Annotated in this window: 12 protein-coding genes; 6 read left to right on the forward strand and 6 right to left on the reverse strand. The window is 38.8% G+C overall.

Annotation, left to right across the window (positions count from 1 at the left end; all coding sequences use genetic code 11):
• Positions 1 to 247 precede the first annotated feature (247 nt).
• From JL102_RS07105 to JL102_RS07125, 5 genes are all read left to right on the forward strand, one after another.
• Entirely contained in the window at positions 248 to 925 is a 678-nt protein-coding gene (locus tag JL102_RS07105) for a TetR/AcrR family transcriptional regulator (protein WP_202243567.1), read from the forward strand.
• Complete coding sequence (locus tag JL102_RS07110) at positions 922 to 2,652, forward strand: peptidase domain-containing ABC transporter (protein ID WP_202243568.1); 1,731 nt, start codon at positions 922 to 924, stop codon at positions 2,650 to 2,652. Before JL102_RS07105 ends, JL102_RS07110 begins: the two co-directional genes overlap by 4 nt.
• Entirely contained in the window at positions 2,645 to 4,006 is a 1,362-nt protein-coding gene (locus JL102_RS07115) for an HlyD family secretion protein (RefSeq protein ID WP_202243569.1), read from the forward strand. The genes JL102_RS07110 and JL102_RS07115 overlap by 8 nt, the downstream gene beginning before the upstream one ends.
• Positions 4,007 to 4,037: 31 nt before the next feature.
• On the forward strand, positions 4,038 to 5,474 hold the full coding sequence (locus tag JL102_RS07120) for a TolC family protein (protein ID WP_202243570.1): 1,437 nt from the start codon (positions 4,038 to 4,040) through the stop codon (positions 5,472 to 5,474).
• A 258-nt stretch (positions 5,475 to 5,732) separates the two neighbouring features.
• Positions 5,733 to 6,803 (forward strand): RHS repeat domain-containing protein, encoded by a 1,071-nt coding sequence (locus tag JL102_RS07125; RefSeq protein ID WP_202243571.1) that lies wholly within the window; start codon positions 5,733 to 5,735, stop codon positions 6,801 to 6,803.
• A gap of 1,118 nt (positions 6,804 to 7,921) precedes the next feature.
• Here the strand turns inward: JL102_RS07125 and JL102_RS07130 are convergent.
• The 3 genes from JL102_RS07130 to JL102_RS07140 all read right to left on the reverse strand — a co-directional run bounded on the left by JL102_RS07130 (position 7,922) and on the right by JL102_RS07140 (position 10,343).
• The gene (locus tag JL102_RS07130; RefSeq protein WP_202243572.1) at positions 7,922 to 8,863 is read right to left on the reverse strand and encodes a hypothetical protein; all 942 of its coding nucleotides are present in this window, start codon (positions 8,861 to 8,863) and stop codon (positions 7,922 to 7,924) included.
• Positions 8,860 to 9,399: an SdpA family antimicrobial peptide system protein gene (locus JL102_RS07135; protein ID WP_202243573.1), complete on the reverse strand. Its 540-nt coding sequence runs from the start codon at positions 9,397 to 9,399 to the stop codon at positions 8,860 to 8,862. Before JL102_RS07135 ends, JL102_RS07130 begins: the two co-directional genes overlap by 4 nt.
• A 179-nt stretch (positions 9,400 to 9,578) precedes the next feature.
• On the reverse strand, positions 9,579 to 10,343 hold the full coding sequence (locus JL102_RS07140) for a hypothetical protein (protein ID WP_202243574.1): 765 nt from the start codon (positions 10,341 to 10,343) through the stop codon (positions 9,579 to 9,581).
• A 108-nt stretch (positions 10,344 to 10,451) separates the two neighbouring features.
• Between JL102_RS07140 and JL102_RS07145 the strand changes: the two genes are divergently transcribed.
• The gene (locus JL102_RS07145) at positions 10,452 to 10,643 is read left to right on the forward strand and encodes a hypothetical protein (protein ID WP_202243575.1); all 192 of its coding nucleotides are present in this window, start codon (positions 10,452 to 10,454) and stop codon (positions 10,641 to 10,643) included.
• Positions 10,644 to 10,786: 143 nt separating this feature from the next.
• Here JL102_RS07145 and JL102_RS07150 read toward each other — a convergent pair whose 3' ends face one another.
• The 3 genes from JL102_RS07150 to JL102_RS07160 are packed head-to-tail and all read right to left on the reverse strand — an operon-like array spanning position 10,787 to position 15,301.
• Positions 10,787 to 13,009 (reverse strand): S9 family peptidase, encoded by a 2,223-nt coding sequence (locus tag JL102_RS07150; RefSeq protein ID WP_202243576.1) that lies wholly within the window; start codon positions 13,007 to 13,009, stop codon positions 10,787 to 10,789.
• Between the two features lie 29 nt (positions 13,010 to 13,038).
• Entirely contained in the window at positions 13,039 to 14,289 is a 1,251-nt protein-coding gene (locus JL102_RS07155) for an NAD(P)/FAD-dependent oxidoreductase (protein ID WP_202243577.1), read from the reverse strand.
• 10 nt (positions 14,290 to 14,299) lie between these two features.
• A complete protein-coding gene (locus tag JL102_RS07160; RefSeq protein WP_202243578.1) occupies positions 14,300 to 15,301 on the reverse strand; it encodes a 4-hydroxyproline epimerase in 1,002 nt (333 codons plus the stop codon).
• Positions 15,302 to 15,369 lie beyond the last annotated feature (68 nt).

A 15,369-nucleotide genomic window follows, 5' to 3' on the forward strand; every position in this document is an offset into this window, starting at 1 on the left:
AGCAATTTCCCTGTGGTATCAATGTTTGCATCAGAATTCAACTTCTATCAATCTACTGCAGATTGTATGAAGGCAGCTACTTATTGTAATGGTTAATATACCTCGCTAATACAAGATTAAGAGAGCAGTTACTTTTGATTTCAAGTGTGAATAGAGTGAGGTTGGTACTATCTTCTTTAGTTTAGTACAATATTTTTAAAATTCGATTGTTTTACTTACTATTGTAATAGTATTACTATCGTAAAATGTGAAAAACCTATTAATTGAAATTCAGGCCAATTCTAGTACTTATTTGAAAGATCCATTGTCTAGTACTTTAGGGCGGAAAATTATATCTGGAAGTATAGATTTGATCAATAATTTAGGCTTTGAAGGATTTACTTTTAAAAAGCTCGCATTAAAGATTGGTTCTACCGAGGCATCAATTTACAGATATTTTGAAAGTAAACATAAGCTACTTCTATACCTAACATCTTGGCACTGGGCTTGGATGGAGTACAGACTGGTATTTCTCCTGGCTAATATTTCATCTCCTTTAAAGAAGTTAGAACTTGCGCTTCAAGCCCTAACAGAAGAGGTGAAAGAAGACAAAAATATATCGCATATTGATGAACGAAAGTTGTATCAGATAGTGATTAATGAATCAGCTAAAGCTTATTACACTAAAGATGTAGATAAAGAGAATAAAGATGGTGTATTTGTTAGTTTAAAGAACCTGGTGGATAGAGTTAGTAATATTATATTGGAGATAGATCCTCATTATCAATTTCCTCACATGCTGGTATCCACAGTGATAGAAGGAGGACATCATCAGCGCTATTTTGCCGAGCATATGCCCCGTCTTACAGATTCGGTAACTAAAGGAGACGCTGTTACTCAGTTTTATAAAGATTTGGTCTTTGGAGCATTGAAAATTAATTTATGAAAGAAAATACATCAAAACTTACACCTACTCAGCGGTTTTGGAGGTTACTAAAACCTGATAGAAAAGAGATTAGGAACGTTTATCTTTATTCTATATTTAATGGACTAGTCAGCTTGTCTCTTCCCTTAGGAATTCAGGCTATTGTTAACTTTATCCAGGGAGGTCAGATGAGTACTTCTTGGGTAGTCCTAGTGTTTTTGGTGGTGCTGGGGGTTGCTATTTCTGGTGTTCTTCAGATCTATCAACTTAGGATAACAGAGAACCTGCAGCAGAAAATATTTGCTAGAGCAGCCTTCGAATTTGCTTATAGGATGCCCAGGACAAAGATGGAAAGCCTATATAAGCACTATGCTCCTGAGCTAATGAACCGATTTTTTGATATTATATCCGTTCAAAAAGGGCTTTCAAAAATATTAATAGACTTTTCAGTTGCACTGTTAAATGTAGTTTTTGGTCTCTTGTTATTGTCCTTGTATCATTCTTTTTTCATCCTGTTTAGTGTTATTCTGGTGCTTATGGTAGTGGTTATCATACGCTTTACAGGGCAGAAAGGTATGACCACGAGCTTGAAAGAATCTAAATATAAGTACAAGGTTGCTTATTGGTTAGAAGAGCTGGCCAGAACTAACACCACATTTAAACTAGTAGGCAATACTGATTTGCCGCTAGAAAGGGTAGATACTGATGTAAATAATTATTTACAAGCGCGCGAGAGTCATTTTAAGATATTGGTACAGCAGTATTCATTAATGGTAGTTTTTAAAGTGCTGGTAGCTACTGGTTTATTGGCTATTGGAGGTGTTTTAGTAATGGAGCAACAGATGAATATTGGTCAGTTTATAGCGGCAGAGATCATTATTCTTACTGTAATGGTTGCTGTAGAAAAACTGATCAGAAGTCTGGAGACTATTTATGATGTACTGACCTCACTAGAGAAAATAGCGCAGGTTACAGATATGGAGTTGGAAGAAACCGAGGGTGTAGATTTTACAAAAGAGACCAATGGCGGTGGCTTGTCATTAGATCTGGATCATGTTACTTTTTCTTACCCTGATCAGAGAAATCCGGTATTAAAAGATGTTAGTTTTAGCGTTGCTCCCGGGGAAAGGGTAGTAATAAGTGGAAATAACAATTCTGGAAAAAGAACTTTGTTATACGTAATTGCCGGACTCTATGAGGTGCAAAAGGGCACAATAGCTTATCAAGGGTTGCCTTTAGGAAATGTGAATATAAGCTCTTTACGTTCTGTTTTTGGTGATTATTTGTCACAAGAGGAGTTATTTGAAGGTACTGTGATGGAAAATATTACCATGGGCAGAAGTAATGTTACTTTTGATGAGGTTAAATGGGCTATAAAGAGTTTGCACTTGGAAGAATTTGTAAAGAGTCTATCTAAGGGGTATGATACTGAGCTGGATGCTCAAGGGAATAAATTGCCAGGAAGTATCGCTCAAAAACTATTGCTGGCCAGAAGTATTGTAGGTAAGCCTAGATTATTGATTTTGGAAGATCTTTATATGCATCTCGATGAGGTGGATTACAGAAGAGTAATAGATTTTCTGATTGATAAAAGTCATCCTTGGACTCTGGTGGCTATTTCTTCCGAATATTATTTTGCAAGTAAGTCTGATAAGGTAATAGTAATGAATGATGGTCAGGTGAGTAAAAGTGGAAGTTACTCTGAGTTGAAATCATTTTTAAATTTGAAAAACAACGGCCATGCTTAATATTTCAATTAACAGTATAAGAGGTAAAATTGACCAGACTAAATATAGTGCTCTTAATCTGGTAGAGAATAAGGTTTCTGGTAGAGTGTTTTTAAGGATAATTAGCTACACATTGATCGCTGTAGTAATCATCATGTTCCTTCCATGGACACAGAATATTAACTCAGGAGGTAATGTTACTGCACTAAGGCCAGATCAAAGACCGCAGACCATTCACTCAATAATAGCAGGTAGAATAGAAAAGTGGTATGTGCAGGAAGGTGATTTTGTGGAGAAAGGAGATACTATTCTTTACATATCAGAAATCAAGGATGACTATTTTGACCCTCAACTACTCTCCAGAACTCAAGAACAGCTTAAGGCCAAGGAAATGTCTGTGAAATCATATATGGAAAAGGTTAAAGCATTGGATAACCAGATAGATGCTTTGGCTACTACTAGTGATTTGAAAATGGAGCAGGCTAGAAATAAGTTAAAGCAGGCTCATCTTAAGGTGCAAAGTGACAGTATAGGGTATGAGGCTTCGATTACTAATTACAATATTGCTAAGGAGCAGTACGCAAGACAGGAGCAACTTTATAATGACGGATTAAAATCTTTAACCGATCTTGAAAAGAGAAAACTGACCTTGCAAAAGGCTCAGGCTGACATGATCTCTTATGAGAATAAATTGCTTTCTAGTAAAAATGACGTGATTAACGCTAAAGTAGAGCTGACATCAATAAGGACTAAGTATAAAGAAAGCATAGCAAAAGCCGAATCGGATAAATACTCAGCCATGTCCAGCATGTATGATGCCGAGACTACAGTTTCAAAATTGCAGAATCAGTATATGAACTACTCTGTAAGAACGGGCTTGTATTATATTACTGCTCCTCAAAATGGCTACGTAACCCAAGCAATACAAACAGGTTTGGGAGAGACTATTAAGGAGGGGGCCAGTATCGTAAGTATTATGCCTTCAGACTATACACTGGCAGTGGAAATGTATGTTAGACCTATTGATTTGCCGTTGCTGGAAAAAGGGCAACCAGTTCGTATTCAGTTCGATGGCTGGCCTGCAGTGGTTTTCTCCGGATGGCCTAATACCAGTTATGGTACTTACGGAGGTAAGGTGTACGCCATTGATAATTTCATCAGCCCAAATGGAAAATACAGAGTGTTGGTAGAACCAGATCCTGAAGATCATGATTGGCCTGATGCCATAAGGGTGGGAGCAGGAACCAGAAATATGGTCCTGTTAAAAGATGTGCCTATTTGGTATGAACTGTGGCGACAGATCAATGGCTTTCCGCCAGATTATTATAAGGCAAACCAGTCAGGAGCAGGGACAAGTGATAAGTCGAAAAAATAGAATAGAGTCATTTATATATAGGCATTTGCTAATGAGCATAGTTAAGAAAGTTGTATGTGCGTCTTTTGGGCTGATGGTATTATTAGTTACCACGGTTCAGGGACAGCAGCAAGGCATAGATTCAGCGATACTTACGCTTGACGATTTTTTGGATATTGTTAAAACGAACCATCCGATAGCTATTCAAGCCAATTTACAGCCACAAAAAGGAGAGGCAACAGTGCGCCAGGCTCGAGGAGGCTTTGACCCAAAGGCTATGGCTGACGTCTCTGAAAAGTACTTTAAGGATTACACCTATTATAGTAAAAATAATGTAGGACTTAAGGTGCCTACCTGGTTTGGTATTGAGGCTAAGGCTGGCTATGAAGAGAACAACGGTTATTATCTTAACCCTGAAAATAGTACTTCTGGAGCAGGATTATGGTATGCCGGAGTTTCTGTACCAGTAGGGAAAGGACTTTTTATAGACAGTAGGAGGGCGGAGCTAAGGCAAGCGCAGATTTACCAGCAAAGCTCTGAGGCTGAAAGAAGAGTCATGCTCAATGACTTACAATATGAAGCAGGAAAAGCTTATTGGGAGTGGTTTAAATTTTACCATAATCTAAAAGTATATGAAGAAGGTTTGAAGCTGGCTACGGAGAGGTTGAATGCGGTGAAGCAAAGTGTAAAGTTTGGAGATAAGCCCGCTATAGATACTTTAGAAGCCTCTATACAAGTTCAGAATAGGCAGATCTCATTACAGCAAGCCCGTCTTGATTTTGTTAATTCCACAGCCTTGCTTTCAATTTACCTATGGGCTGAAGGGGTAGTGCCTTTAGAAGTAGATAACTACACTATACCTTCTGATTTATCCGAAATAAAAGCAGTAGATGTGGACCTTAACTATAGAGATCAATTAAATGATATGGTAGTTGCTCATCCAAAATTACAATTGTATGAATACAAGATTGCTGATTTAGGGATACAACAAAGGCTCAAACGAGAAAGCCTTAAGCCAGAGCTTAATTTGAGCTACAATGCCTTAAATAAGGCGGTAGGATCTGACCCCACCGGAGGTTACAGCATGAACAATTATAAATGGGGACTTGAATTCAGTTTTCCTATTTTTTTGAGAAAAGAAAGAGGAGCATTACAACTGGCTGATTTAAAGATTAAAGAAGCTCAGCTTTCCTTCACCCAGCAAAATGCGCAGCTTGTATACAAGGCTAGTGCAGCACTAAATACTTGGGACAACACCTTTGACCAGGCCAATACCTACGAGCAAACCGTAGAGAACTATAACCAACTGCTGACAGGAGAAAGGAGAAAATACCAGGCAGGAGAGAGCTCATTATTTTTAGTAAACTATAGAGAAATGAGCTACATCAATGCCAAAATTAAATGGGTGGAGCTTATCAGTAAAAACAGAAAAGCCAAGGTGGAGGCACAGTATTCTTTGGGTATTTTGGATGTGTCTGGCAATGAATAGAATTAGCCAAGCTTATTTTGATATTCTTTCTAACAATGATCAAAAATCGTTTTCATTTACTGAATTATTTAGGGACAATTAGATAATACCTCGATTCTCGAACTCTTTACGGCTGAGATTCCGAGAGTGGTTTTTATTAACACTTTTTCTTTAATGTTAAAGAAACTGTCAATTTGTAGAAAGGGAGGGGCTATTTATTAGTTTGGCTTAGACTTTTCAAACACCCGTTAGCTTTTAAATACCCGCGGTTTGCATTCCATGGCCCATCACTACGGTACAGAAAGATTACAAGTTAGCTATTTGAGAGCATCTGGATTTATCTATATTTACATCTCTAACGAAGACCAGCAAGATATGGATGTTTATTTTGATGACCTTAAAGTAAACCCAACCCTTGGTAACGTAGTTGCCGGTTCAGATTTCTATCCCTTTGGTTTAACCATGGAAGAAAGAGATATTACTCGCGAGGAATTTAGATACGGCTACCAGGGTAATTTTGCAGAAGAAGATGAAGAGACGGAGTGGAATAGTTTTGAGCTCAGGATGTATGATCCTGTTATTGGTAGGTGGATGGCTACTGATCCGGCTGGACAGTACGCTAGCCCTTACGTAGGGATGGGGAATAACGCGATCAACGGGATAGATCCTGATGGGGCATATTCTAAATTTGGTGCGTGGTGGAGGAGTTTATTTCATCCTGGTAGTAAAGTAGTTCCTATAGGTGATGAGTATGGGGTAATGTTCTCTAGTTGGGTGCCGGATGGAAATGGGGGTTACTTACAAAGAATGAATACCTTTTATGAGGGTAATATTGTTTTTGATTTTGATCCTGAGCATTTTAAGGGTCAAGGATTTGAGGTGGGTGGAAATTTTAAAATTACTATGGGGATGCAATTACTTAATGATAATATTTTCGCTGGGTATACACTCAATGCTGGTTCTGTAACATTATTGGAATGGAGTCCTAAACTTGCATGGGAATATGGAAAGGGATTTAGTCAATCTACATTGGGACTTCATTATGCAGGTCAAAATGGAATAGTAAAATTTAGTCAAGGCGCTAGTTATGAGGGAGGAGGAGATTTAAAATACAGTGTAGATTATATTTATAATCAAAAGACTGCTTTTATGACAAAAGTTAATACTCATGTTGGAATTGGGGCTCCATTTGTAGAAGCGAAATATTCTCATGATAATGTTCATGGTGGAGGAGTTTTGAAAGTTGGGTTACAAGAGGATGCATCCCGGAGCTTGAATACCGGAACAGGTTTATCTTTCGGAGTTTCAGGTAGTTTAAATGCTCAGATGACATATAGGTTAAATAATTAAATGGATTTTCAACTTTTATTTACAGGGGTTACTGTATTGCATTTGCTGATAATATTTGGTTGCTATGGTAATTACACATATACTAGAAATATATGTACTCAAAAAGTTCTGTTTCTGAATGGTAAATTTTCAAGGATGAAACATGAACAAATAAGCAAATATAAAATAAGTGATTTAAGAAATTTTGAATTTTCTTCGAAAGCGCAACAGTCGTATCCTCCATTAATCAATCCAAGGTATTTTATAAATGTGGAGTATAAATCATTAGCTAAAGAACTGATAGATAGGAGAAAGATGTTTGAAAATATTGTAAGAAAAGGGATTTTGTCCTTTGCTATACTATCAATACTTATTGGTTTAGTTTATATGTATTTGAGACCCAAACTGGCGCAAGTGTCCACTTGTGCCTATTTTGTTTTCAGTAATCTAGTTGTATGTAGTCTGCAACTATGAACTTTCCAATGATTACGAGTGTCTCCGGCACGGTATTAAAACCGCTTCACTGCTCATTCAGTAGTACTGATCAGTGAGATCCCTGCTCTTCACTCCGTTACGGCCGGGATGACGGTTTGATGTTGATTTATTCTTCCAACAACTGGTTATTGCAAATACAGCGAAGTGGAATGAAGCAATCTCTAACTTAATTCTACAGTCCATCGTAGCCTGTATTCCATAGTCCCGAGATTACTTCGTCATACCTTCCTCGCAATCACCAGATAGGGTAAGACGTCATTCCTGAATCATGCAGCATAGCGGAATGATATCAGGAATCTCACTTTTCTGTTAGCACTATCTGATCAGCGAGATCCCGGCTCTTCACTCCGTTACGGCCGGGATGACGATAATGATTGTGTTATGTATAATTATACTGGTTATTGCAAATACAGCGAAGCGGAATGAAGCAATCTAGAAGCTGATTCTACAGTCCATCGTAGCCTGTATTCCATAGTCCCGAGATTACTTCGTCATACCTTCCTCGTAATCACCAGATAGAATATGACGTCATTCCTGAATCATGCAGCATGGCGGAATGATATCAGGAATCTCACTGTTCCGTTAGCATTATCTGATCAGTGAGATCCCTGCTCTTCACTTCGTTGTTGGTATCTACTTTTAACTCACTGATTACTCCTGCTGAGTAGTCGGGATAGCTTATTGGTCATAAGCAATGTTGGTCTTTTTGCTCTAAGGCCTTTAATGGAGTCAACAATGGCAGACCAAGAATACTCATGATCAATAGGGTGGAGGTATAGAATGAGCCCTGCCGCCATGGCGAAGAAGAAAGAGCCTAGTCCATGTACCAGAATGATGGCAAAGTGAAAGATTATGGCCGCATACAGCATTCGCTTTTTCTTTTTTTGCTCCATAAAAATGGCTGCAAACAGTGCTGCTTCTAATGCCAATACGCCCCAGTCTAATACTCTACCTAAAAACGGATCGGCTACGACCCAACCGAAGAGGCTTTTAAGCCAGTCATCAGCTCCAAATGGCGTATGATTAAACCAATAATAAAAGGCAGTTCCATTTCTCCATTCGTCTACACCAAACTTGTCTACAAAAGCAAAGAAGTACAGCAAGCTCATTTGCAATTGTATAATCAGAGCGCTGGAGTAAGCAAAGTAGCGCAGAAAGAAGCCAGGCCTTTTGAAAAATGTTTGGTCTGGTGCATACCAGTGATTGAGCCTTGGATCGGTAATGGCAATAGGAATGATGAATATGCTTAAAATCTGAGCTATCTGATCTCCGCCTTCAATGACCAGGGCCACGTTGAAGTAGCTGATGGCTATCCAGGCGTGTAGAAAGCAGCTGAGCTGTGGTAAATATCCGGAAATAACCCATAATAATATAACGCAGGCAATAACCACTGACAGAGTAAGGTTATTATGCCCCATGATAGCGAAGAAGTTCCATGAGAGGGTATCGTGAGACGGCGAGAATAGTTCATTGGGAAAGCTTCTGCCGTTGTCTGAAAACAAAAAGGTGATCAGTAGGCTTAAGGCCATGAGAGCTCTGGCCAATCCGTAGATATTGGTATGAACGTTTTTTGCGTAGGTATTCATGAAGAGTGAGGTTTAGTATATTTAAGTGCTATACGCATAACTTTATAGGGCCTGTAATGCTCCTGATTTTTGCCTGCCCACAAAAATGAAATGGGCTCATAGCGATAAATAAGGTATTCACCATCAGGAAAATGTTGGATAGACCGATCCACCTCAATTTTTACAGTTTCTTTAGGTAGGTGATCTTTAAAATCTCCCTTGCCGGAAGTCCATTTATCTTCAGGTAGGTATTCAAGCAAAATAGCTACATCTATACTTACAAAACGGGCGTTTCTGGAGAAACCAAATAGATTTTTGGCAGACGCATTTTTTATGGTGATGTTTTTAAGTGTATTATTTTCTATAGCGTAGGCTTCTGTAATTCCTTCTTGTGGGTTTCTGGTGAAGAAGCCCCAACCTTGAGGAAACATGGACATTGAAAGCTTTTTAACGGGATAGGGTAGCTTGTAGTCTGGTGTATTATATATTCGGGTGAGCATTAATGCCATAAATATCCAGAAGCTCCATATCAGAATAATCGAGATATTTTTCTTCATAGTATAGTGACATTGGCTAAATGATAAAAGAATTTTATAAAGGGGTAGGAGGTAGGTTTAGGAATAGGTTTCATGATGATTGATTTTTTAAGTTTGAAAAAAGTGGAAAGGAATTAATGCCGACAGACATAATTCCAAACCACAATATATGATTCATTGCTTAACCCAAATCAATCAGCTCAGACTTTTTCTGATAACTGAGCCACTAGGGCATCATTGAAATCATCTGCAGGAGAAATAGGTATTTTCCAATTTACTGACCAGTTCACGTTACCAGCATATACGGCATTTACTACTACAGCCACATTACCAGCAACTACAGCTGTTACCGCTAAGGCGCCAAAGGCAAATACACACTGTCCTCTGCCTACGGTAGAGTCAAAATTAGCAAAATCAATATCATAGTCTTCTTTGAATATTTGAGCCAGCTTTTCTACATCATCAGCATCGTTAAAGTTTAGGCTTTTTAAACGAGCATCATTTAGATTTACTTTTTTAGAGTCTATCTCTTCCATAATTTTGAAATAGTCTCCATACTCAGAAGCCAAACCTGCAGCCTTAAACATTTTTCTAGCATTGTTAAGCCCTAACTCTACTTCATACAGGTTATCTGACTTCATGCTCTCAGCAAATTTATTGAAAAACTGAGGTTCTAATTCGTGTATAGTACCCATGATTTCAGTTTTGAAATATTGATAATCTACTTCTACGTCTTTATCCTGAGTAGCTGCTTGTAGCTGATCTGCTCCAGGTTTGAGCACATCTATGGAGTTTGCCAGTTCTCCTTCCATGAAAAATATAGCACTGAAAATTTCTTCTCCGCTATAATCTTTTACCGAATCTGATGTTACAGATTGGTCACTGTCGTTACAACTTGTTGATAGTAATAAGATGGAAAATATTGCAAATGAACTTTTTGCAAAGTTTTTTAATGAGTTTATCATAATGTTGGTTTTAGGTAATTAAAGATTTTGAAATTAGGTATTTCAAATGATTTCTTGGGTTTTGGGTTGAACAAGTAATCTTTTATAAGTTAAAAAGATGATTTTGTTATGTCAATTTTTTCAGAGATTATTTCAAAATTTCAGGAATTGATGGTATTTAAAGAAAGATTTATTCATGTGGTGGATGGACGCTTAAAAGCTGCTAATGTGCTAGCCAAGCTTTCATGGGTTAAGTGGCAAAAGCTTTTAGAATCACTCTTAGCTTTTAGAATTGCACTAGCGCGCGTAGCGAAGCAATAGACGTGCTATCTTCGACCCAATGTATCGTCGTATCTTTTTCTTAATCATCATAAGTAATATGACTTCATTTCTGAACGACGCAGGGATAAGAGAAGGGTATAAAGAATATGACTACTCATTCAGTAGTCATATTCTGGCATCTTTTAGAGGTTGTTCTTTATGAAACTAAACATGGTTTCATAGAGATGTCTGGAAGTATTGTAGCCTTCATAAATGCCATGAGAGCGGTTGGGGTATGACATAAATGAAAATACTTTGTTTTGCTTAATGAGTTCATTAATAAGAACTTCTGAATTTTGGTAATGAACATTGTCATCTCCAGTGCCGTGAACCAGTAACAGCTTTCCTTCAAGATTTTTAGCGAAGTTAACAGGAGAACTTTGGATATACTCTTCTGCTTTTTCGGTTAATAATCCACAATATCTTTCCTGATAAATATTGTCATAAAGATGAATATCAGCTACCGGTGCTACGCTGATGCCTGTGGTATAAATTTTCGGGTAACGGAAAAGTGCATTGAGCGTCATAGAGCCGCCGCCGCTCCAGCCCCAAATACCTATACGATCTTTGTCAATAAAAGCGTATTTATCTATCAGCAATTTCGTAACGTCGGCCTGATCTTGAGAGGAAATTACACCGAGCTTAGCATAAATGCTCTTTCTCCATTCTCTACCTTTTGGAGCAGGAGTACCTCGGTTGTCGATGCTCATGATAATATAACCCTGTTGGGCTAGCATTTGATGATAAAGGTAGTTTCTGCCGCCCCAGGTATCTAATACCGTTTGGCCTGCTGGCTCTCCGTAAACATTAAATAGAACAGGGTACTTTTTGCTTTTATCAAAATTTGGAGGCGTGATCATATAATAATCAAAAGAGATACCTTCTTTTTCTATAGTGAAAAATTGTTGTTTTGAAATCTTGAGCTTGGCCAGCTTATCTTTTAACTCTTTGTTTTCTACTATCACGCGTACCTGCTTATGCTCAGGTAGTGATACCAGCTCTGTTATCGGAGGTATTCCCGCTTTAGAGTAAGTGTGAAACGCCCATTTGCCATTCGGACTAATGTCATAACTATGAGTTCCTGGCTGGTTTTCTGGGGTTAATCGTTCGAGTTTTTTGTTAGAAGAAATTTTATTTCTGTATAGATATTTTTGAGTAGCGTTATTAGGAGATGCTCTGTAGTATATCCATCCATTTTTGGTATCAATGAGTTCTATATTAATCACATCAAAGTTGCCAGGGGTCAGTAAGGCTTCATTTTTTCCATCCCTGCTGATTTTATATACATTATTCCATCCATTTTTTTCACTTACCCAAGTGAAGTCTTTTCCTTTATTAAAAAAAAGCAGATCGTCTACCACATTGAGCCATGTATTATCTTTATCGGTATATATGATTTTAGAAGTCCCACTGGCCGCATCGCAAATTATAACCGTATTAACATTTTGCTTTCTATTCAAGCGCTGTAGGAGTATTTCTTCAGAGTTGTCTGCCCAGTACATGCGTGGTATATAATGATTGCTTTCATCTTCACCAACTTTCAGCCAGGTGGTATTTTTTGAATCCATGCTGAGTACGCCTACTTTGCAGGTGGAGTTATCAGTGCCCACTTTGGGGTATTGGATAGGAATAGTGTAAGAGTATAAGGAATCTGTATTGTTGATCATTAAAAAGTCTTTGATAGGGCTGGCATCTAGCTGCCAATAGGCTATTTTTTTACTATCAGGGCTCCATCTGAAGCCATCTCTACAGCCAAATTCTTCTTCATACGCCCAGTCAAAAGTGCCGTTGATGATTTTCTCTGTTCCGTCAAAAGTAAGCTGTGTTACTTCGTTATCGGCTACAGTTTCTCTGTAAATGTTATGTTTACTGACATAGGCTACTTGGCTGTCATCAGGTGAGAATTTGGCAAACATTAGCGAAGAGGCAGGCAAATCTTTACCAAGCTGGTTTAGAGCACCAGTTTCCAAGTCTTTAACCCAGTAATCTCCTTTTGTATTTTGCCTCCATACCCTCTTTGAGTTAGTGTAGATAAGTAATTTAGATTTGTCATGAGACCATTCATAATTCTCAATGCGAAGAGGCTCACTGGCTCCTGAAGGCACCAAGGAGGAAGCACTGATCAATACAGACTTTTCTCCACTGGTGGTGTTGTACTTTACGATATCCAGGCCAGTGCCAGGTTCATTTTTTTGAAGCATAGTATAGCCATTACCTTCATCTATCCATCTTTTTTGTCCTGAATAATCAGACCGAAATTCGGCTGTTGAAAATATTTTTTCCAGGGTGATAATGTCATCCTGAGCATGAGCTTGCCCCACAAGAAAGCAGCAGGCAATAATGAAAGTGATGGCTCTATAAATCATTTATTATTCCGTTTAGTTGATTGTATAATTTAGTTATATCTGTCTACTGCCAGTAAGGATAAATCCATATCGTTTGGCTCTTCATTAATGATTTTAGCCACAATATCACCGGTAACTGGCCCTAGTGTAATGCCAAGCATGGCATGCCCTGCAGCTATAGTGAGGTTGCTAAACTTGTTTGATTTACCCACATAGGGGAGTCCGTCTGGTGAACAAGGCCTAAAACCAGCCCAAGGTTTTATATCCGTAAAATGACTCTTTTTGAATTGAGGTAGAAACGATGTCGCAGTGTTAACTATACCTTCTACTCGTTTCAGGTTGATGGCACTGTTCAAGTCGTTGATTTCCATGGTGCCAGAAAAACGAAGTCCATCCATCATGGGTGACATAGACACTTTCCCATCGGAGAGAATAGACGGGACTTGGGGTATAGCTGGCGGGTTGTTTACAGTAAAGCTATAACCTTTACCACCTACCATGGGTAATCGTAGGCCTAATAGTCGCAATAAGGGAGAGGTTGCACTACCGGCAGCTATCAAGTAATCATCTGCTTTTATGGTAGTAGAAGAGGTGACAAGTCCTGTGATTTCCCCTTTTTCTCTCTCAAAAGAATTTATGCTGGTATTGAACATAAACTCCACGCCGTTGGCCTTAAGTACCTTCTGAAATTCTCTCAGAAATATATGCGGAGTGATCATGGTATCGTTAGGAAAATATACTGCTCCACAGATGTTAAGGTCGAGGCCCGGATTCAATTTAGCTACTTCCTCAGGAGTAAGCACTTCTGCACTTTGTCCGAAGCCTCTGGCTATATCGGCGGCTTCTTTTTCATGATGAAGCTCTTTTTCTGACTGACACAGCATGAGCAACCCATTTTTATTATAACCAGCGTTAATTTTTTCATCTTGCAGTAGCTGCTCTGCTAATTTTTGACTGGCAGTAGTAATCTGGTGAAGAAAAGGAGCTGCTATTTTTACCTTTTCGGCAGTGGCTGCCTTTTTAAATTTCAGTCCCCAAGAGATCAACTCTTTATTAAGTCTGGGCTTAATGTAGAAAGGGCTTTTTTCATTGAGCATCCATTTTATACCCTGAGTTATAATACCCGGAGAGGCCAGGGGAACCACGTGGCTGGGACATAAGAAGCCTGCATTACCTACAGAAGCTCCTCCATAGCCATCGTGGTCATCTATTACTATTACATCATGACCTTTTTTACGCAGGTAATAAGCGCTGCAGAGCCCGATCATGCCGGCCCCAACAATGGCAACTTTCTTTTTCATCTTTTATTTATCAAATAACTTGAAATCCAAAGGCGTATGGATCATCATCATCTATAAGTATGGTGTTAAAGCCTGTAACTCTGGCCCAACCCTGTATGCTTGGAATTATAGCTGGCTTACCATCTATTTCAGTCTCTTCTTCTATTCTTCCAATGAACTGAGAGCCTATGTAGCTTTCATGTATAAATTGTTCACCTTTCTTTAAGAGGCCTTTAGCATACCATTGAGCCATACGGGCAGAGGTGCCTGTACCACAAGGTGATCTGTCAATAGCTTTGTCTCCGTAAAACACAGCATTACGAGCAGTGCTTTTAGCATCTATTGGGGCACCCGTCCAGAGCATGTGAGATAAGCCTCTTATGGTTTCGTTTTCAGGGTGCACAAAAGTGTATTTTTCATTGATCATTTTCCTGATCATCAAGCTCCAGCGTATAAGTTCTGCTGCTGCATAATTATGGACTCCTAAAAAATTCACCTGTTCATCTACAATAGCATAAAAATTACCACCATAGGCTACATCAAAAGTGAGTATGCCCAGCTCAGGAGTTTCTATAGTAAGGTCTCTGGCAGCCAGGTAAGATTTTACATTGGTAAGCCTTACCCAATCTACCTTTTTTCCGGTCTGTTGGTATTCTACCAGAACTAAGCCTGCGGGCGTTTCAAGGCGCAACCTACCTGGTGTTTTAGGTATTATAAGACCCTGCTCTATGGCTATAGTTACGGTACCTATGGTGCCATGGCCACACATAGGCAGGCAACCGCTGGTTTCTATAAACAATACGCCTGAGTCATTTTTAGGATCTGAAGGAGGGTAGAGTATGCTGCCAGACATCATGTCGTGACCTCTTGGCTCAAACATAAGCCCCTTTCTTATCCAATCATACTCCTTAAGAAAATGCTGTCTTTTCTCGCTCATAGAAGAGCCCTCTAACTTGGGCCCACCTGTTTTTACCACCCTTACCGGGTTGCCGCAGGTGTGAGCATCAATGCAGATGAATTCACTTACTGCCATTTATTTTAACGGGTTGTTAATGTCAATAATTTATAAAAAAAGAGTGATAGCTACTATTGGCAGATGAT

The sequence above is a fragment of the Fulvivirga sediminis genome (assembly GCF_016757215.1).
Classification (GTDB): domain Bacteria; phylum Bacteroidota; class Bacteroidia; order Cytophagales; family Cyclobacteriaceae; genus Fulvivirga; species Fulvivirga sediminis.